General features: G+C 73.5%; 16 protein-coding genes. 10 read left to right on the top strand and 6 right to left on the bottom strand.

The genetic code is table 11. The features are described from left to right. The first annotated feature begins 143 nt into the window (after positions 1-143). Entirely contained in the window at positions 144-1217 is a 1074-nt protein-coding gene (locus ACFWRO_RS31460; RefSeq protein WP_384516230.1) for an O-antigen ligase family protein, read from the top strand. Between the two features lie 5 nt (positions 1218-1222). On the opposite strand, the gene ACFWRO_RS31465 is transcribed toward ACFWRO_RS31460, so the two are convergent. Then, on the bottom strand, positions 1223-1798 hold the full coding sequence (locus tag ACFWRO_RS31465; protein ID WP_384516233.1) for a hypothetical protein: 576 nt from the start codon (positions 1796-1798) through the stop codon (positions 1223-1225). A 72-nt stretch (positions 1799-1870) separates the two neighbouring features. Further along, a complete protein-coding gene (locus ACFWRO_RS31470; RefSeq protein ID WP_384516235.1) occupies positions 1871-2656 on the bottom strand; it encodes a glutamate racemase in 786 nt (261 codons plus the stop codon). 58 nt (positions 2657-2714) lie between these two features. Here ACFWRO_RS31470 and ACFWRO_RS31475 point away from each other — a divergent pair, with 58 nt between their 5' ends. Further along, complete coding sequence (locus tag ACFWRO_RS31475) at positions 2715-3938, top strand: glycosyltransferase (RefSeq protein WP_384516238.1); 1224 nt, start codon at positions 2715-2717, stop codon at positions 3936-3938. Between the two features lie 42 nt (positions 3939-3980). Here the strand turns inward: ACFWRO_RS31475 and ACFWRO_RS31480 are convergent, their stop codons facing one another. The 3 genes from ACFWRO_RS31480 to ACFWRO_RS31490 all read right to left on the bottom strand — a co-directional run bounded on the left by ACFWRO_RS31480 (position 3981) and on the right by ACFWRO_RS31490 (position 6960). Next, positions 3981-5270: a TerD family protein gene (locus ACFWRO_RS31480; RefSeq protein ID WP_384516338.1), complete on the bottom strand. Its 1290-nt coding sequence runs from the start codon at positions 5268-5270 to the stop codon at positions 3981-3983. Positions 5271-5359: 89 nt separating this feature from the next. Beyond that, positions 5360-5662, bottom strand: coding sequence for a hypothetical protein (locus tag ACFWRO_RS31485; protein WP_384516241.1), 303 nt, complete (start codon positions 5660-5662; stop codon positions 5360-5362). Further along, positions 5659-6960, bottom strand: coding sequence for a serine hydrolase domain-containing protein (locus ACFWRO_RS31490; RefSeq protein ID WP_384516243.1), 1302 nt, complete (start codon positions 6958-6960; stop codon positions 5659-5661). The genes ACFWRO_RS31485 and ACFWRO_RS31490 overlap by 4 nt, the downstream gene beginning before the upstream one ends. On the opposite strand from ACFWRO_RS31490, the gene ACFWRO_RS31495 reads away from it, so the two are divergent. The 6 genes from ACFWRO_RS31495 (at position 6953) to ACFWRO_RS31520 (ending at position 13090) form a co-directional block, all read left to right on the top strand. Next, entirely contained in the window at positions 6953-7519 is a 567-nt protein-coding gene (locus tag ACFWRO_RS31495) for a TetR/AcrR family transcriptional regulator (protein WP_384516245.1), read from the top strand. The two genes, ACFWRO_RS31490 and ACFWRO_RS31495, sit on opposite strands and share 8 nt — an antisense overlap. An 84-nt stretch (positions 7520-7603) precedes the next feature. Continuing rightward, positions 7604-8302, top strand: coding sequence for an alpha/beta fold hydrolase (locus ACFWRO_RS31500; RefSeq protein ID WP_384516248.1), 699 nt, complete (start codon positions 7604-7606; stop codon positions 8300-8302). A gap of 252 nt (positions 8303-8554) precedes the next feature. Next, positions 8555-9019, top strand: coding sequence for a DUF6643 family protein (locus ACFWRO_RS31505; protein WP_384516251.1), 465 nt, complete (start codon positions 8555-8557; stop codon positions 9017-9019). A 36-nt stretch (positions 9020-9055) separates the two neighbouring features. After that, on the top strand, positions 9056-9880 hold the full coding sequence (locus tag ACFWRO_RS31510) for an MOSC domain-containing protein (RefSeq protein WP_384516254.1): 825 nt from the start codon (positions 9056-9058) through the stop codon (positions 9878-9880). 86 nt (positions 9881-9966) lie between these two features. Continuing rightward, the gene (locus ACFWRO_RS31515) at positions 9967-10575 is read left to right on the top strand and encodes a hypothetical protein (RefSeq protein ID WP_384516257.1); all 609 of its coding nucleotides are present in this window, start codon (positions 9967-9969) and stop codon (positions 10573-10575) included. An 82-nt stretch (positions 10576-10657) separates the two neighbouring features. Continuing rightward, positions 10658-13090 (top strand): right-handed parallel beta-helix repeat-containing protein, encoded by a 2433-nt coding sequence (locus ACFWRO_RS31520; protein ID WP_384516259.1) that lies wholly within the window; start codon positions 10658-10660, stop codon positions 13088-13090. Here the strand turns inward: ACFWRO_RS31520 and ACFWRO_RS31525 are convergent. Next, positions 13060-15519, bottom strand: a complete 2460-nt coding sequence (locus ACFWRO_RS31525) for a hypothetical protein (RefSeq protein WP_384516262.1) — start codon at positions 15517-15519, stop codon at positions 13060-13062. The two genes, ACFWRO_RS31520 and ACFWRO_RS31525, sit on opposite strands and share 31 nt — an antisense overlap. 183 nt (positions 15520-15702) lie before the next feature. Between ACFWRO_RS31525 and ACFWRO_RS31530 the strand changes: the two genes are divergently transcribed. After that, complete coding sequence (locus tag ACFWRO_RS31530; protein ID WP_384516264.1) at positions 15703-16527, top strand: DeoR/GlpR family DNA-binding transcription regulator; 825 nt, start codon at positions 15703-15705, stop codon at positions 16525-16527. Beyond that, positions 16524-16955 carry an SRPBCC family protein gene (locus tag ACFWRO_RS31535; RefSeq protein WP_384516267.1) on the top strand — a complete coding sequence of 144 codons (432 nt, stop codon included), beginning with the start codon at positions 16524-16526 and terminating at the stop codon, positions 16953-16955. The genes ACFWRO_RS31530 and ACFWRO_RS31535 overlap by 4 nt, the downstream gene beginning before the upstream one ends. Positions 16956-17008: the final 53 nt, after the last annotated feature.

A 17008-nucleotide genomic window follows, 5' to 3' on the forward strand; every position in this document is an offset into this window, starting at 1 on the left:
GCGTGGTCGCTGACGGGCGGTGCGCGGCGCGGCGGAGCGTCGTCACTCTTCCTTCACTCCTGCCACAACGTTTCTGCGCATCCGCTCCCAAAAACCCGGCCGCGCCGTTACGGTGTCGGCCAGACGGAGCGGGGGTCACGGGGATGGCTGCATCTGCGGCGCGGGTGGTCGTCGTGCGCGAGCGCGACGGCCGGGGCGCGGACGTGGCCGGGGTGCTCGTGCTCGGCGCCTGCGTCCTGTGGTCGCTCGTCAGCGCGGCCGGACGGGAGGCGCGTCCCGAGGGCGTCCTCCTCGCCGTGCTCGCGCTCACCGCCGGGTACGCCTGCGGCCGGATCGCCGGCTCGCTGCTCCCGGTGGCCGCCGCCGTCGTGGCGGCCCTGGCCGCGCTCGGCCTGGCGCTCGCCTCCGGGCCCGGAGTACCGGGAGCCACCCCCGTCGGCTCCGTACCGACCGGTCATACGGGCGCGGCGGCCGCGCTGCTCGTCCTCGCCGCCGGAGCGGCCTGCTGCGCGGCCTCGGCGGCCGGTTCGCGGCCCGGCAGGCTGCTGCTGCGCGCCCTCGCCCTGACTGTGGCTGGAGCGGCGCTCGTCCTGGGCTCTGTCGCGGGGTTCGTCGCGTCGGCCGGGGTCCTGCTCTGCTCGCTGGCAGCGGTACGGATGCGGCGCCGGCTGCTCGGCCTCGCGGGGCTCGCCCTGGCCACGGGTCTGGTGGTCGGCGCCTCGTGGGCCGTTTCGGAGGAGCGGCTTCCGGAGGGGCTCGCGGCCTCCCTGGAGGGCCAGCTGACCGGGCACCGGGTGCTGCTGTGGCAGGACGCGGTCGCCCTTGCGAAGGAGAACCCGGTGCTCGGGGTCGGTCCCGACCGGTTCGGAGCCTTGAGCCCGACGGCCCGGGAGACCTTCGCGGCGGACGGCAAGCCGCACTCGGCGGCGCTCCAGCAGGCGGCGGAGCAGGGTGTTCCGGGGGTGGTGTTGCTGGGAGCGGCGTACGGCTGGCTGCTGTGGGGCCTGCGGTCCTCGCCCCGCCCGACGGCGGTGGTGCTCACGGCGGGCGCGTCCCTGACGGCGCTGGCCGCCCTGGCGACGGTCGGCAACGCCCTGAGCTTCACCCCGGTGACCGCCTGCGCGGGCCTCCTCGCGGGCCTGGCGACGGCGGGCGGCGCGGGAGCGGGAGTGGGTACGGGTGCGGGCGGTGGCGGGAGTACGCACCCGGCGGACTGAGCCGGTCAGGCGCCCGGCGGCGCCGTCGGGGTGGCGGGACGGAGCCGGTCGAGGATCACGCGTACGCCCGACTCGGCGTCGTCGACGGTGACCGTGAACGTACGGCCGTCCTTGAGCCGCAGCAGCAGCGCCTCGCCCCGGCGGACGATGACCGCCTTGCCCTTCTCGGGGCGCCAGCGGTAGCCCCAGCCGCCCCACTCGTGCGCGGTGACCTTCGGGACGTACTCGGCGCCCTCCACCTGCGACAGCAGGATCCGGCAGCGGGGTACGCCGATGTGGCCACAGCGGACCTCCATGGCCCGGTCGTCGATCTTCACCTCGACGTGGACGAAGGCGAGCGTGCCGAACAGCACGAGGAGGCCGGCCGCCACGCAGCCGATCACGGCCATCAGGAGCGGCGCGATGCCGGACGTCCACGGCGACTCGACCGCAAGGGTGATGCCGAGGGCCATGCAGCCCGCACCGGCGACGGCCGCGACCCACTGCATGCGGTTGGTGGCGCGGCCCGTCCACACCTCGGGCAGCGGAGCGCCCGTGTCCGGGGGACGGGGACGGCGGGGGTGACGGGAATGGTCCCTCATGCGTCGCAGCCTACTCACGTTCCGCTCGTACGGCGCTTCTTCCGGCGCGTGTGCGACGGCGCCCGCGCGGCGTCAGTGCGCGGCGGCCGCGGCCCGCAGCAGTCGGCCCTCGGCGTACCCGAGGGCGGCGGGCGTCAGCTCGCCGGTCCGGCCGCTGAGCAGGACCGTCAGGCCCCCGGTCGGGTTCGCGGCGGGCGCGGGCTCGGCACCGATGCGGCGCAGCGCCTGAGCTGCGACTGCCCCGGCGGAGCCGTGGAAAACCACCGGCGGGAGGTCGGCGGACTGCACGGCCGCGCGGATCCGTTCGGCGACCAGTTCGTAGTGCGTGCAGCCGAGGACGAGGGCCCGCACATCGCGCGGGGTGAGCTCCGCGGCGGCGGCCACGGCCCGCTCCACCGCGTCGGCGTCCGCGTGCTCCACCGCGTCGGCGAGCCCGGGGCAGGGCACCTCGGTGACCTCGGCGCCGTCGGCGAAGTCCCGGATCAGTCCGCGCTGGTACGGGCTGCCGGTGGTGGCCGGCGTGGCCCAGATGGCGACCTTCCCGCCGCCCGAGGCGGCGGGCTTGATCGCCGGGACAGTACCGATGACCGGGATACGGGGTTCCAGCGCGGCGCGCAGCGCGGGCAGGGCGTGCACGGTGGCGGTGTTGCAGCCGACGATCAGCGCGTCCGGCTCGAGCGCGGCGGCGGCCCGGGCGACGGCCAGGGCTCGCTCGGTGAGGTCCTCGGGTGTACGGGGGCCCCACGGCATGCCGTCGGGGTCGCTGGAGAGGACCAGATCCGCGTCCGGCCGCAGTCGGCGAACCTCGGCTGCCGCCGGGAGCAGGCCGATTCCGGAGTCCATGAGCGCGATCTTCACCCGGTCACCCTAGCCGACCACCCTTGCGCCACCGCCGATCTGGGGCAGACTGCGGCAAATGAGCGTGGTTGCCTGGATCGCCGTGGGTTCGCTGGCCGCCTGGGTGTGGCTGCTCCTTGGTCAGGGGTTCTTCTGGCGTACCGATCAACGCCTGCCGATCAAGCGTCGGCCGACCGGCCACGCGCGCGTGGAGCCGGAACCGGGGACCTGGCCGCGGGTCGCCGTCGTCGTACCGGCACGGGACGAGGCCGAGGTGCTGCCCCTGAGCCTGCCGTCGCTGCTCGTCCAGGACTATCCGGGCGAGGCGGAGATCGTGCTGGTCGACGACGGCAGTACGGACGGCACCGGGAAGCTGGCCGGCGAACTGGCCGCGCGGTACGGCGGGCTGCCGCTGACGGTCACGTCCCCGGGCGAGCCCGAGCCAGGGTGGACGGGCAAGCTGTGGGCCCTCCGCCACGGCATCGCCCTGGCACGCGCGCGTGGCACCGGACACGGCTCCGGCCCCGAGTTCCTCCTCCTGACCGACGCCGACATCGCGCACGAGCCGGACAGCCTCCGGCTGCTCGTGGCCTCGGCGGTCGGGAGCGATCTCGACCTGGTGTCGCAGATGGCGCGGCTGCGGGTCGCGAGCGGCTGGGAGCGGCTGGTGGTGCCGGCCTTCGTCTACTTCTTCGCCCAGCTCTATCCCTTCCGCTGGATCAACCGGCGCCGTCGCCCCCTGGCGACCGCCGCCGCCGGGGGCTGTGTGCTGCTGCGGACGGAGACGGCCGAGCGGGCGGGCGTGCCGGAGTCGATCCGGCAGGCGGTGATCGACGACGTGTCGCTCGCCCGGGCCGTGCGGCGGGTCGGCGGGCGGATCTGGCTGGGCCTCGCGGACCGCGTGGACTCCGTCCGCCCGTACCCGCACCTCGGCGACCTGTGGCGGATGGTCTCGCGCAGCGCGTACGCCCAGCTCCGGCACAACCCCCTCGTCCTGGCCGGGACGGTCGCCGGGCTCGCCGTCGTCTACCTCGCCCCGCCGGTGGCCCTGGCGGCCGGGCTGTTCGGCGGGGACGCGGTGGCCGGCTGGGCGGGCGGGCTCGCGTGGGCGGTGATGGCGGGGACGTACGTCCCGATGCTCCGCTACTACCGGCAGCCCCTCTGGCTCGCGCCCACCCTCCCCTTCACCGCGCTGCTCTACCTCCTCATGACGGTCGACTCGGCCGTGCAGCACTACCGGGGCCGGGGCGCCGCCTGGAAGGGACGGACCTACTCCCGCCCCGAGGCGGCGCCCGACCGGTGACTCAGGTGCCGGCCCGGGATCTCTAACCGCCCGACCGGTGACTCACTTGACGGCGGGGGTCCAGTTGAGGCCCCAGCCGTACGCCTCGTCGGCGGTCTGCTGCATGGAGATCCCCGGCCTGTTGACCAGAAACTGGGCTTCTCGCCGTACGAGCAGGTCGCCGTCCTCCTGGGTGAGGAGCGCGAGCGCGCAGGTACGGGCCGGCACGGTGCACTCGTCGAGGGCGAACTCGATCGGCGCGGCGCCCCGCGACTGGAGGGTCACCGTCGCGTTCAGGTCCCCGAAGTCGCTCGCGCCTTCGTAGATGACGACGAACACGAGGAGCCGGCGGAACGCGTCGGCGTGGTCCAGGTTGATGGTGAGGTTCTCGCCCTCGGCGCGGGCGCCGGTGCGGTCGTCCGCGTCGAGCTGGATGTACGGCGGTTCGTGCAGCGAGCCGAAGCCCTGGAGCGCCTGCACCACCCCCTTCGAGCCGTCGGTGAGTTCGTAGAGGACGCAGAGGTCGAGGTCGAGTGCGGCTGCCGCGTGGCCGGGGGCTTTTCGGGGGCGGCCCAGGGCCCAGCGGCCGGCCCGGGTGTCGTCCGTCTTCCCGGTCCGGGTGGTCCAGTTGAGGTTCACCCGCATCACGCCGCCGGTCGCGCCGACGTCCTTGGTGAGGGAGATCGTCGGGGATTCCTTCGTGAGCGTGACCTTGGTGAGCCGCACGGGCCGCACGGGCCCTACGGGCTGTACCGGCGGCGCGGGGGCGACGGCCGCGGCCGGCTCCGCGACGGCGGGCCGCGCGACGACGGGCTCTTGCGCGGCCGGCTCGTCGACCGTGATGCCGTAGTCCGTGGCGAGGCCGGCGAGACCGGACTCGTAACCCTGGCCCACCGCCCGGAACTTCCAGCCGCCGTTGCGCCGGTAGAGGTCTCCGAGGACGAACGCGGTCTCGACGGTCGCGTCCGTGCTCTCGTAACGGGCCAGTTCCGCCCCGCCGTCGGCGTCGATCACGCGGATGCAGAGCCCCGGCACGTGCCCGAAGTCGCCGCCGTCGGCCGACGCGGCGAGGACTATCTGCTCGACCTCAGGCTCCACGCCCGCCAGGTCGACGGCGAGGACGTCGGTGACGGGCCCGCCGGTGCCGTCGGGACCGGACTTGCCCTCGTGCCGTACCGCACCCGAGGCGTGCGCCGGCTGGTTGTAGAAGACGAAGTCGGCGTCGGAGCGCACTCTTCCGGATACCAGGAGCAGCGCGGAGGCGTCGACGTCCGGCACTCCGGCACCCGTGCGCCAGCCCAACTCCACGCGGACACCGCGCGCCGACACCGGAATGTTGGCCCCTTTAAGCATGAGCATGCTCTGCTCCCCCACCCTCACTCCGCGTATCAGGACTTCGTCACGCCCATCCAATACCGGACACACTCCACTTGGAAGGCCTGTCAGCCGCGGGTCGCCTTCATCTCCGACAGGCCCTTGGCCAGGTCCTCGGCGTTCATCACCGGAACCACCGAGACCTCCGCGTTGAACTGCATGAAGAGGTCCTCCAGCAGGGGCGGCATCCGCGAGCTGTCCTGGAGGTCGAAGACCATCCAGCAGGTTCGTACGCCCTCGTCCACACCGAAGTAGGCGGCTTCCGGCTTGAGGGATTCCATCAGGCCCTTGACGGTCTGCGGCAGGACACCGGTCTTGATTCCCTCGTTGCCCGCGGCCGTGTCGATGTGGGCCTTCAGCATGACTCTCATGTGGGACTCCTTTCGTCCTCCCCCACCGTTGGACACGTGCCCGGAGGCGGCAACCAGAGGAGGCCGTCCGAGCCCCCGCCTGCCCCCGGACGGGTGCGGCCCAGGTCCCACACGGCGAGTGCCGTACGTTCCGCCGCGAGCAGCAGCGCGAGCGCCACGACCCCCACCGCGCCCCATCCCGCGTCGGGCAGCCACAGCAGAGCCGACTCGATCGTGCCGCCGAGGGCGGAGGGGAGCACCCACCACAGCAGAGCCGCGAGCGTCAGCGACGCGGCGACCGCCGCGAGGGTGTTCAGGACGATCCGGCGCCGGGAGCGGGCGCGGGCCGCCGCTCGCCGCGCCGGCAGGAGGCGCAGGAGCGGTGCCGCCACGCACAGCGTCAGTACCCCGGCGAGGGCGGCCGTCCCCCAGGGCAGGACCGAGGCGAGCGGGTCGGTCGCCGTCCGGCCGGGATCGGCGCCGGACAGGATGCGGGCGGCCCCGAGCGCGGCGTGGTGGAACTCCTGGGCCCGCAGCAGCTGGAAGGCGTTCTGCAGGACGATCACGGCCCGGTCGCTGTCGGGCAGCATGACGATCATGGCGTCGTGGCCGGGCAGCGATCCGGACTTCCAGACCATGCGCTCGCCGGTGCCGTCGAGGGTGCCGACCGACCAGCCGAGGCCGAACCGGTCGCGGTCACTGTCGACATGGCCGCGCTGGGTCTCGGCGATCCCCTCGGCCGAGAGGACGCGGCGCCCGTCCAGCATGCCGCCGCCCAGCTCCGCGCGGACGAGCTGTCCCAAGTCCCGCACGCTGCCGCCAAGATGGGCGCCGGGGGCGCCCGCGGTGTCGTAGGGCGCGTCGAACGGCGCCGGGTCGCCGTAGAGGAAACGGTGGCCCAGCGCCGGTCGTTCCCGTGCGAAGTCCCGGTCGGTGGCGACGGCGTGCTCCATGCCGAGCGGGTCGAGGACGTTCTCCCGCAGGTACGTGCCGAACGGCTGCCCGGAGATCTCCTCGAGCATCGCGCCGAGGACGGCGTAGCCCGCGCTGGAGTAGGCGTAGGACTCGCCGGGCCCGGCGGCGGGAGCGATCTCCGCGAGGTCGCGGACCGCGTCGGCCAGGGCGCCGGGAGCGTTGTCGTAGCGGTCCCCGATGACGAAGGTGGCCGAGGTGGGAATGCCGCTGGTGTTGGTGAGCAGGTGCCGGACCGTGATGCGGTCGGACCTTTCCCGGTCGGCGAGCCGGAACCAGAGGAGGTACGTCCGCACCGGCCCGTCCAGGCGCATCCAGGTCGCCGACGCGGTCCAGCAGTTGATCACCGAGCAGGGGCTCGACCGGGTCACCGTCGCCCGTACCGCGGAAGCGGCAGGGGTCTCGGTCGGCCATGTGCAGCACTACTTCTCGACCAAGGACGAGATGCTGCTGTTCACCCACGAGCGGGTCGTCCAGAAGATCCTCGATCGCGTCTCGGCACTCGAAGAGCGGTCCAGGATCCAGCAGTTGCCGATCCGCGGCGTCGCCGTCGAGGGACTCGCCCAGTGGCTGCCCGTGGACGCGCACCGCCGCTCGGCGCACCGGGTGACCCTTGCCTTCGTCGGGCGCACCGTCGACAACCCCCGCCTCGCCCAGGCGCACGCCGAGACGGGCCGGCTCATCCGCTCGATGCTCGCCAGGGCCGTCCACAACGGGAACGAGTGCGGCGAGGTCCCGGTCGACAGCGACCCCGCCCTCGCGGCACTCCAACTGCACGGCCTGGTCGAGGGGCTGGCCCTCCAGCTCGGCCCCGAGCCCGACGACACCGCGGCCCGCACGGCACTGGAGCTCGTCTCGACACGGGTCCAGGCCGTGTTCCCCGGACAGTGCCGCCAGTACGAGTGATCCGCAGTACAAGGGAACCCCCGCCGGGTTCTCCTGCGAGGGTTCCCTCAATACCTACGTCGACCGACCAGAAAGTGAATACCGATGACCGACACGGCCTTACGTCCGACGCTGCTCCTGGTCCACGGGTCATGGCACGGCGCATGGTGCTGGGAGAAGGTGACGCCGGTACTAGAGGCTGACGGGTGGCCGACCCGGGCGATCGACCTGCCGAGCGCCGGTTCGCGGGCCGACATGCAGGACGACGCGCGGGCGATACTGCGCGAGTTGGAGAACATCGACGGACCCGTCGTGGTCGTCGCCCACTCGTACGGCGGCATACCGGTCAGCCAAGCCGTCGCCGAGGCGCGGAACGTCTCGCACATCGTCTTTCTGGCGGCGTTCCAACTCGATGTCGATGAAAGCCTCTTGGGGTTTCTCGCCGAGCCGGTACCACCCTCGCAGGACGGTCTCGACGCCGTACCCGAAAATCCCGTCGCGCTGTTCTACGGCGACGTACCCGCGGCCGACGCCGAGGCGGCCGTCGAGCGGCTGGTGCCACAGAGCGCGAAGGCCAACAGCGACGCCCTGACCGCGGCCGGGTGGCACACCGTACCGTCGACGTACATCCTCTGCGAGGACGACCAGGCCCTGCCCGCGCCGACCCAGCAGGCGCTTGCGGCACGGTCCGGGGCGGTCCACCGGATCGCGAGCGGCCACTCGCCCTTCCTGTCGAAGCCGGCGGAACTCGCCGCCCTCCTCGCGCGGATCGCCCTCGCCCGCGCCGGCGAGTCGGACGGTTGAGCACGGCCCGAACCCGCGGCCGCACGGGCGCCGTGATTACTGTCGGTAATCCGGCGATTGTCGTGAGTTTCCGGCGCTCGACACCGCCGCCCTCCACTCTCGTCAACCATGCGCGCTCCAGCGGAAAAGCCCCCGGAGTTAACGGGGTCTTTAACGTTGTTTTGGCAGGTCAGGTGGACAAAACCAGCGTAAAACGGATGACCCTAAGAATGGGGCTCCCCAACCAGCACATCGTGGGCTTAACTTATGGCCATGACCTCCCCCCGCTCCACCTACGGAGGCGGTTACTACACCGCGCCGTCGTTCCCCGACACCCCCATCTACGACTCCCTGGTCGCGGAGCGGGGCACGCCTCAGATCGCCCCGATCCGAGTGCCTTCCGCGTACGACACCGGCAACAGCTACCTGCCGGCGTTGCCCTCGGCGCTGCCCGCCCTCCCGGCGGCGCCCAGCCCCGCCCCGTCGTACGGGGGCGGTTCGTACGGCTACCCGCAGGCCGCGCAGCAGATGGCCCCCGTGCCGCTGCAGCACGCCCCGGCGCCGTACATCCCGCAGCAGCCCGCCCGCGGCTACCCGGGCCCGCAGCAGCAGCCGCAGATGCAGCGCCCGGCGCCCAACGGCTACGAGGCGATGCGTCCGGCCGCCGCGAGGCCGGCCCCGGCCCCCGCGCAGTACCAGGACCCGTACCAGCGCCCGTACCAGGGCCAGGGGTACTGACCGACCCGGACGCCGAGCGGCTGGCAGGATGACGGCATGTCGATTCCTCGCCTGCGCTCCGTCCATGTCCACCCGGTCAAGGCTCTGCGCGGACACGCTCTCGCCGAGGCGGAGGTCCAGCCATGGGGACTGGCCGGTGACCGCCGTTGGGCCGTGGTGGACGCGTCGGGCACGGTCGTGACCCAACGCCGTCATCCGCGGATGGCGTTGGCCTCGGCCGAACCGCTGCCGGGCGGCGGCATCAGGCTGTCCGCCGCCGGCCACCCGACGCTGCCGGTCGAGGAACCGCGGCCGTCGTCCACGATCCGGGTGGAGGTCTTCGACACCCCCGTGGAGGCGGTCCCGGCCGGCCCGGCCGCCGACGCCTGGTTGAGCGACTTCCTCGGGGTGGAGTCCCGGCTCGTCCACATGGACGACCCGGCGCGTCGGCGACCCATCGATCCGGAGTACGCGCTGCCGGGCGAGACGGTCAGTTTCGCGGACGGCTATCCCCTCCTGGTCACCACCGCCTCCTCCCTCGCCGCCCTCAACGCGCTGATCGCCCAGGGCGACCACCCCCACGAGGGCCCGCTGCCGATGAACCGGTTCCGGCCGAACGTCGTCGTCGAGGGGACCGCGCCCTGGGCCGAGGACGGCTGGACCCGGCTCGCCATCGGCGAGGTCACCTTCCGGGTGGCCAAACCCTGCGGCCGGTGCGTCGTGACCACGACCGACCAGCTCACGGCGGCGCGCGGCAAGGAACCCCTGCGCACCCTGGCCCGGCACCGCAAGCAGGGCTCACGGCTGATCTTCGGCCAGAACCTGGTCCCGGAGCACCCCGGCACCATCCGCGTCGGCGACGAGATCAAGATCCTCGACTGATTCCTGGCCCCCGGTCCCGAGAGGCGGGGAACCCGCCCCCGGGGCAGATTCGTTGGAAGGACCACTGACGACGAGGGGGTCTGAGCGTGCGCGCAGCCACTGGAGTCTGGCGCTGGCGGCACAATCCCCTGCGCCGGACCACGGACCTGATCGAAGCGTGGGTCGCCCTCACGGCGATCGTGCTGCTCGCGCTCGCCGTCCCCGCGACCGGCTGGATCGCCGGCCAGCGGACCGACGCCTCCCTCCAGCACGCGGTACGGACCCAGAGCCTCCAGCGGCTCCCCACGACCGCCCGCGTGGTCCGGCTCTCCGACGCCCCCGCCCCCGGCCTGCAGAGCCCCGACTCCGCCGGAGAGCAGCCTGCCCGCCGGGCCGTCGTCGCGCGCTGGACCGCCCCGGACGGCACGGACCGTACGGGCACGGTGGCCCCCCGGCGGGAGTTCTCCGACCCGGGCGACACCTTCCGGCTGTGGACCGACCGCACCGGGCGCCCGGTGTCCGCCCCGATGCGCGCCGAGACCGCCCACGCGCACGCGATCGTCGTCGGGCTCCTCACGGCGATCATGGCGGGCGTCTTCGTGGAGGCCGCCCGAAGACTGGTCGTACGTCGGCTCGTACACCGGCGGTACCGGCGACTCGACCGCGCGTGGGCCAGGGCCGGTCCCGACTGGGGCCGTACGGACGCGGGCAGCTGACACGTCAACCCGGTGCCCTCGCGCGCGCTACGGTGGGGCATCGGATCAGCGGCGACGCATGAGGCGGGGGCAGAGCACACCCATGGCACAGGGCACGGTCCAGGTGACGCACACCGGCACATCGCGGTGGCGGCGCCGCACGGGTGAGTACGCCTCCCTCGCCGCGGCTCTGGAGGCCGCCGGGGACGGCGACGTCCTCACCGTCGCCCCCGGCACCTACCGGGAGAACCTCGTCATCCAGCGCGCCATCACCCTGCGCGGCCCCGAAGGCGGGGTCGGCTCGGTCCGGATCGCGCCCGTGGACGGCGTACCCCTGACCATACGGGCGTCGGCGACCGTGCAGGACCTGCACGTGGAGGGGCAGGACTCGGCCGCGCCCGCCCTGCTCGTCGAGGACGGCACCCCCGAGCTGCTCGATCTGCGGATCGTGACGCGTTCTGCGGCCGGCCTCGAGGTGCGCGGCGCGGCACGCCCCACGGTTCGCCGGATCACCGTCGACAATCCGGCGGGCGTCGGCATCGCCGTACTCGACGGCGCGGGCGGGGTGTTCGAGGAGTGCGAGATCGTCGCGGCAGGCCAGTCGGGGGTCTCGGTGCGCGGCGGCGCACATCCGCGTCTGGAGCGCTGCCGGGTCCATCACGCCTCAGGCGCCGGGATCAGCGTCACCGGCGAGGGCAGCGGCCTGGAGGGCGTCGGCTGCGAGGTGTACGAGATCAAGGGCGCCGGTCTGCACATCGCGGCCCGCGCCACCGCGCATCTCACGGACTCCTCCGTGCACCGCACCTCGGCCGACGGCATCACCCTCGACACGGACGCGGCGCTCACGCTCTCCGACTGCGACATCCACGACATCCCCGAGAACGCGGTGGACCTGCGGTCCCGTTCGGTGCTGACGCTGACCCGCTCGACCGTGCGCCGCTTCGGCCGCAACGGCCTCTCGGTGTGGGACCCGGGCACCCGGGTGGACGCCAACCAGTGCGAGATCCACGACAGTACGGGCGACTACCCGGCGGTGTGGGTCAGTGACGGGGCGACCGCCGTCCTCGACGCGTGCCGGGTGCACGACGTGCCGGACGCGCTGTTCGTGCTCGACCGGGGCTCGCGGGTGGACGTCGTCGACAGCGACCTGTCCCAGGTGCGGAACACTGCGGTGTCGGTCAGCGACGGGGCGACCGCGCAGCTCGACGACTGCCGGATCCGGGAGGCGTCCACCGGCGCCTGGTTCCGGGACCACGGCAGCGGCGGCACGCTCGCCGGGTGCACCATCGACGCCGTGCAGACCGGGGTGATCGTCACCAAGGGCGCCGACCCGACGATCGAGCGGTGCACGGTCACCTCGCCCGCCGAGGCCGGGTTCTACGTCTCCGCGGAGGGACGTGGATCCTTCCACGGCTGCCGGGTGACCGGCAGCGGCGGGTACGGCTTCCACGTGATGGACGGCTGCCGGACCACCCTGCGCAAGTGCCGTACGGAGCGGTGCGCGCGCGGCGGTTACGAGTTCCCCGAGGACGGGCCGGTCGTGGAGGACTGCACGAGCGACGAGAGCGGGGTGCGCAGTGCCCCCGGCGCCGAACCCGGGACGGTCCTCACGGCGTCGGCCACGGCGACGGCAGGGCTGCTCGGTACGGTTCCCGCGCCGCGCTCCCCCGTCGCCCCCGCGTCCGTTCCCGAGCCCTCGCCCTCGTCCGAGGCCGTGGTGGCGGCGCGCTCCTCGCAGGACGTCCTCGGTGAACTCGACGCGCTCGTGGGCCTGGAGAGCGTGAAGCTCGAGGTGCGGACGCTGACCAACATGATCGAGGTGGGCCGCAGGCGGCAGGAGGCGGGCCTCAAGGCGGCATCGGTCCGCCGCCATCTGGTCTTCACCGGCAACCCGGGCACGGGCAAGACGACGGTGGCCCGGCTGTACGGCGAGATCCTCGCCTCGCTCGGCGTCCTGGAGCGCGGCCATCTGGTCGAGGTCTCCCGGGTCGACCTGGTCGGCGAGCACATCGGCTCGACGGCGATCCGTACCCAGGAGGCGTTCGACCGGGCACGCGGCGGGGTGCTGTTCGTCGACGAGGCGTACGCGCTGTCGCCGGAGGACTCGGGGCGCGACTTCGGGCGCGAGGCGATCGACACGCTGGTGAAGCTGATGGAGGACCACCGGGACGCGGTGGTGGTGATCGTCGCCGGGTACACGCACGAGATGGAACGCTTCCTGACGGTCAACCCCGGCGTGGCGTCCCGTTTCTCACGGACCATCAGCTTCAGCGACTACGTGCCGGACGAGCTGCTGCGGATCGTGGAGCAGCAGGCGGAGGAGCACGAGTACCGGCTGGCCGAAGGCACGGACGAGGCGCTGCGGAAGTACTTCACCGAGCTTCCCAAGGGCCCCGCGTTCGGCAACGGCCGTACGGCCCGGCAGACGTTCGAGTCGATGGTGGAGCGGCACGCGGGCCGGGTCGCCGTGCTCGCCGACACGAGCACGGACGACCTGACGCTGCTCTACCCGGAGGATCTGCCCGAACTGCCCTGATCCGTGGGCCTGTCGGCGCCGCAGTCGGCATCCACATCGGCATCGATATCGGCTTCGGCTTCGCGCGGGCGGGGCAGTGTGGGCGGCAACCGGTCCAGGAGTACGGACCGTTCGGCGGCGAACGCCGGGTCCGCCTGGTAGTCGGAGTGGCCCAGGATCGGTTCGGGCAGCGGGTGTTCGGGGGTTCGGCCGTAGACGACCGGGTCGAGCAGCGGGGCGCGGTCCACGGCCGGCTTGTCGCCGACGGCGGGTACCCGGACGGGCCCGCCTATGGGGTCGGTGGGCCGGTGCAGATTGCTCCAGCAGTGGAGCGTTCCGTACAGGGCGCGCAGCGGCCCGGGGCCGAAGTAGGCCGGGAACCAGCGCCCGTAGAGCCGTTCCAGCGGGGATCCGTAGGTGAGCAGCGCGACGCGTCGGCGGGTCGCGGGCGGCAGCTGCCAGACGGCGGCCGCGGCGAGCACGCTGCCTTGGGAGTGGCCGGAGATGACGAGCCTGCCGCCGGTGTGCCGGGTCCAGGAGCTCATGCGCCAGGTGAGGTCGGGCACGGCCCGCTCGGCGTAGCAGGGCGGGGCGAAGGGGTGCGCGGCGCGCGGCCAGAACGTGCCGACGTCCCAGAGGATGCCGATCGTCCGGCGGGCGGAGGCGTCCTTGTAGGCGCGGCGGCCCCAGGTGACGAAGAGGAGGAAGCCGAAGCCGATCATCCAGGAGCCGAGGGACTGGGCGGTGGCGGCGACGGACGCGATCGCCGGGTGGGCGCCGTCGAAAGCGCGGCCGGGGACGTTTTCGCTGGCCCAGGCGCCCGCCACGGAACCGGCGCCGAGCAGCAGGGTGGCGGCCGAGACGGTGCCGACGAGGGTGGGGGCGGCGTCGGTGAGGGACGCGGTCGCGCGGGCGGCGGCGATCCGTCCCGTACGGACCGGATCCGGGTCCTCCGTACGGTAGTCGGCCTCCACGACGGCTCCGAGCCCGCGAGCGGCGCGGGCGGTCCGTACGCCGAGGACGACCGCCGGGACGAGCAGCAGCAGGAGCAGGACCGGGATGACGGACGCCTGCCAGCTGAGCAGCACGGGCGGGGCGATGGCGGAGCCCCCGCCCATCCCGGGCGTCCCGGGCCCGTCCAGCCAGTCGGCCACGCGCTGGGCGACGCCGCCGGACATCACCCCGGCCAGCGCGCAGGCGAGCATCGCGACGGCGGGGCCGCCGAGGCCGTGGAGCGCGGTGCGGGCGTCCTGGCCGGGGCGGTGGAGCAGCACGGCGACCGCGCCGAGGGCGACGACGAGCGCGCCCTGGGCGAGGGTCAGGACGCCGAAGGTCGCGTCGCCGGGGAGCGTTCCGGCGGAGCGCCACTCGGGGCGGGACCAGCCGGTGTGCAGGGCGGCGAGGGCGAGGAGGATCAGGGAACCGGCGGGCAGCCAGGAGACGAGGGCCCGTTCGAGGCGGAGGTCGAGGCGCTTCTCGCTGCGGCCCCGGCGGCAGACGACCCAGAGGACGACGGCGCCGAGGACGATGTAGGCCGACTGGAGCGAGCGGGCGAGGACGTCGAGCAGGGCGCTCGTGGCCTCCCGGTCGTGGCGGGCGGCGGCTCCGGTGAGGGCGGCGGCGACGGTCAGGAACCCGGCGGCGGTGTGCGCGGCCCGCAGCCGTGCGACGAGCCGCCGGCCGTACCAGAACCCGGGGCGGCCGAGGGCGGGCCGGACCTCTGCCGCGGCTTCGACGACGGTTTCGACGGCGGTTTCGACGGCGGTTTCGACGGCGGGGTCGTCCGCAACGGGTTCCGGGGGCGTGTCCTCGTCGTAGCCGGTGGGCGGGCGCTGGGCCTCGTACGCGCTCCAGGTGCGGTTGGAGAGGTACCAGAGCAGCCCGACGAGCGCGGCCGGGACCACGGCGGCGAGCGCGAGCCGGCGGCCCGGCTGGGACCACCAGCCGCCGCGCTCGGCGGAGAGGAAGCCGAGCCACGAGCGGTCCTCCGCGCAGACGGCCGATCCCGCGCACTGCCAGACCGTGAGGTCGAGCGCGACCTCGCAGGCGGCCGCCGTGAGCAGCACGGTCAGGGTGAGGGCCACCAGGCGCACCAGCGTTCCGTACAGCCGGACCAGCCTCGGGTGTCCCTTGGCCGGCGGCCGCATCCAGTGGGCCAGGTTGGCGACCATGAACGGCAGGAGCAGCAGCCACAGGGCGCGGGCGCCGTTGCCCGAGGTGAGGTTGGACCAGACGTACGCCTCCGGGACGGGCCCGTCGGCGTACCGCTCGGGATGGTCCTCCGCGTCGGCGTCGTCGGCGCGCCGGTGCATGGCGGCGGTGGTGTCGCCGGTGATCCGTACGGTGCGTGGATCGCCCAGCATGGCCTGCGGGGTGGCTCCGCCGACGCCGTGGACGAGGAGTTCGAGCGCCGCGCCGCCGCTCTTGGGGGCGCGAGAGGCAGGGGTCACTTAGGTGCCTCACTCTCTGGGTGGGAGGATTCGTCGGCAGGCAGAACAGCTCGGCAGTGCAGCTGGGCAGTGCAGGCAGACAGCTAGGCAATCAGGATCGCGGAAGTCCGTGCGCCGGTGCAGGTGCTCTCACGGAATCCGCGCTCCATCCCCCAGTTCCCTTCGGAAGGACCGGCCCCGGTGGTGAGCGACCATCAGAATCTCCTCGCGGAGCAGCGGCGCGCCCTCATTCTGGACGAGGTACGGCGGCGCGGCGGTGTACGGGTCAATGAGCTGACGCGGCGGCTCAACGTCTCGGACATGACGATCCGCCGGGACCTGGACGTCCTTGCCCGCCAGGGTGTCGTCGCCAAGGTGCACGGCGGCGCGGTGCCGGTGGCCGAGACGAGTTCGCACGAGCCGGGTTTCGAGGCCAAGTCCGCGCTCGAACTGGGCGCGAAGGAGGAGATCGCGCGGGCGGCGGCGCGGATGGTGGCGCCGGGATCGGCGATCGCGCTGTCCGGCGGTACGACGACGTTCGCGCTTGCCGGGCATCTCCTGGACGTCCCGGATCTGACGGTGGTGACCAACTCGGTGCGGGTCGCCGACGTCTTCCACGCGGCCCAGCAGGGTGCCCCGGCGCGCGAGGGGCGGCGGGCGGCGGCCACGGTGGTCCTCACGGGCGGGGTGCGTACGCCGTCGGACGCCCTGGTGGGGCCGGTGGCCGACCAGGCGATCGGCGCGCTCCACTTCGACGTGCTGTTCCTCGGGGTGCACGGCATCTCGGTGGAGGCGGGTCTTTCGACGCCGAACCTGGCGGAGGCGGAGACGAACCGGCGGCTGATGCGCTCGGCGCGCCGCGTGGTGGTGGTCGCGGACCACACCAAGTGGGGCACGGTGGGGCTCGGTTCGTTCGGCCGTCTCGACGAGGTGGACACCGTGGTGACGGACGGGGGCGTCTCCCCGGAGACCCGTGCGGAGATGGCGGAGCACCTGCCGGGCCTGGTGGTGGCGGGCGAGGAGGAGTGAGCCTCTTCCGCGTCGAGCGCCTCTCGGGGCTGCCGGTCGAGGAGGTGTGGCGGCGGCTGACCGATTTCGCCGCGCACGGCCGTCTGGTGCCGCTCACCCGGTCCCGGACGCTCTCGACCGGGCCGACGCGGGTGGGGAGCCGGTTCGTGGCCCGTACCGGGATCGGGCGGTTCGCCTTCGACGACCCCATGGAGGTGGTCGTCTGGGAGCCGCCCGCGCCGGGGCGGCCGGGGCGGTGCCGGCTGGAGAAGCGTGGCCGGGTGGTGCTCGGCCACGCCGTGATCGAGGTGTACGCGGCGGAGGGTGGCGGCGCCCGCGCGGTGTGGGTGGAGGAGCTGCGGCTGCGCGGGGTGCCGGGCGCGCTGGATCCCGTACTGGCCCTGGCCGGGCGGACGTTGTTCGGCAGGGTGATGGACGGGCTGCTCTGACGCCTCCTGTGTGCGACCTGCGGCCTGCCCCGCTTCTGGGCAACTGACGGATC

The sequence above is a fragment of the Streptomyces sp. NPDC058579 genome (genome assembly GCF_042718575.1).
GTDB lineage: Bacteria > Actinomycetota > Actinomycetes > Streptomycetales > Streptomycetaceae > Streptomyces.

Excerpts from the sequence above, each read along its gene's own strand:
- ACFWRO_RS31485 (WP_384516241.1), bottom strand. The coding sequence starts at position 5,662 with ATGAGAGTCATGCTGAAGGCCCACATCGACACGGCCGCGGGCAACGAG.
- ACFWRO_RS31460 (WP_384516230.1), top strand. The coding sequence starts at position 144 with ATGGCTGCATCTGCGGCGCGGGTGGTCGTCGTGCGCGAGCGCGACGGC.
- ACFWRO_RS31510 (WP_384516254.1), top strand. The coding sequence starts at position 9,056 with ATGTCGATTCCTCGCCTGCGCTCCGTCCATGTCCACCCGGTCAAGGCT.
- ACFWRO_RS31475 (WP_384516238.1), top strand. The coding sequence starts at position 2,715 with ATGAGCGTGGTTGCCTGGATCGCCGTGGGTTCGCTGGCCGCCTGGGTG.
- ACFWRO_RS31505 (WP_384516251.1), top strand. The coding sequence starts at position 8,555 with ATGACCTCCCCCCGCTCCACCTACGGAGGCGGTTACTACACCGCGCCG.
- ACFWRO_RS31465 (WP_384516233.1), bottom strand. The coding sequence starts at position 1,798 with ATGAGGGACCATTCCCGTCACCCCCGCCGTCCCCGTCCCCCGGACACG.
- ACFWRO_RS31520 (WP_384516259.1), top strand. The coding sequence starts at position 10,658 with ATGGCACAGGGCACGGTCCAGGTGACGCACACCGGCACATCGCGGTGG.
- ACFWRO_RS31480 (WP_384516338.1), bottom strand. The coding sequence starts at position 5,270 with ATGCTTAAAGGGGCCAACATTCCGGTGTCGGCGCGCGGTGTCCGCGTG.
- ACFWRO_RS31500 (WP_384516248.1), top strand. The coding sequence starts at position 7,604 with ATGACCGACACGGCCTTACGTCCGACGCTGCTCCTGGTCCACGGGTCA.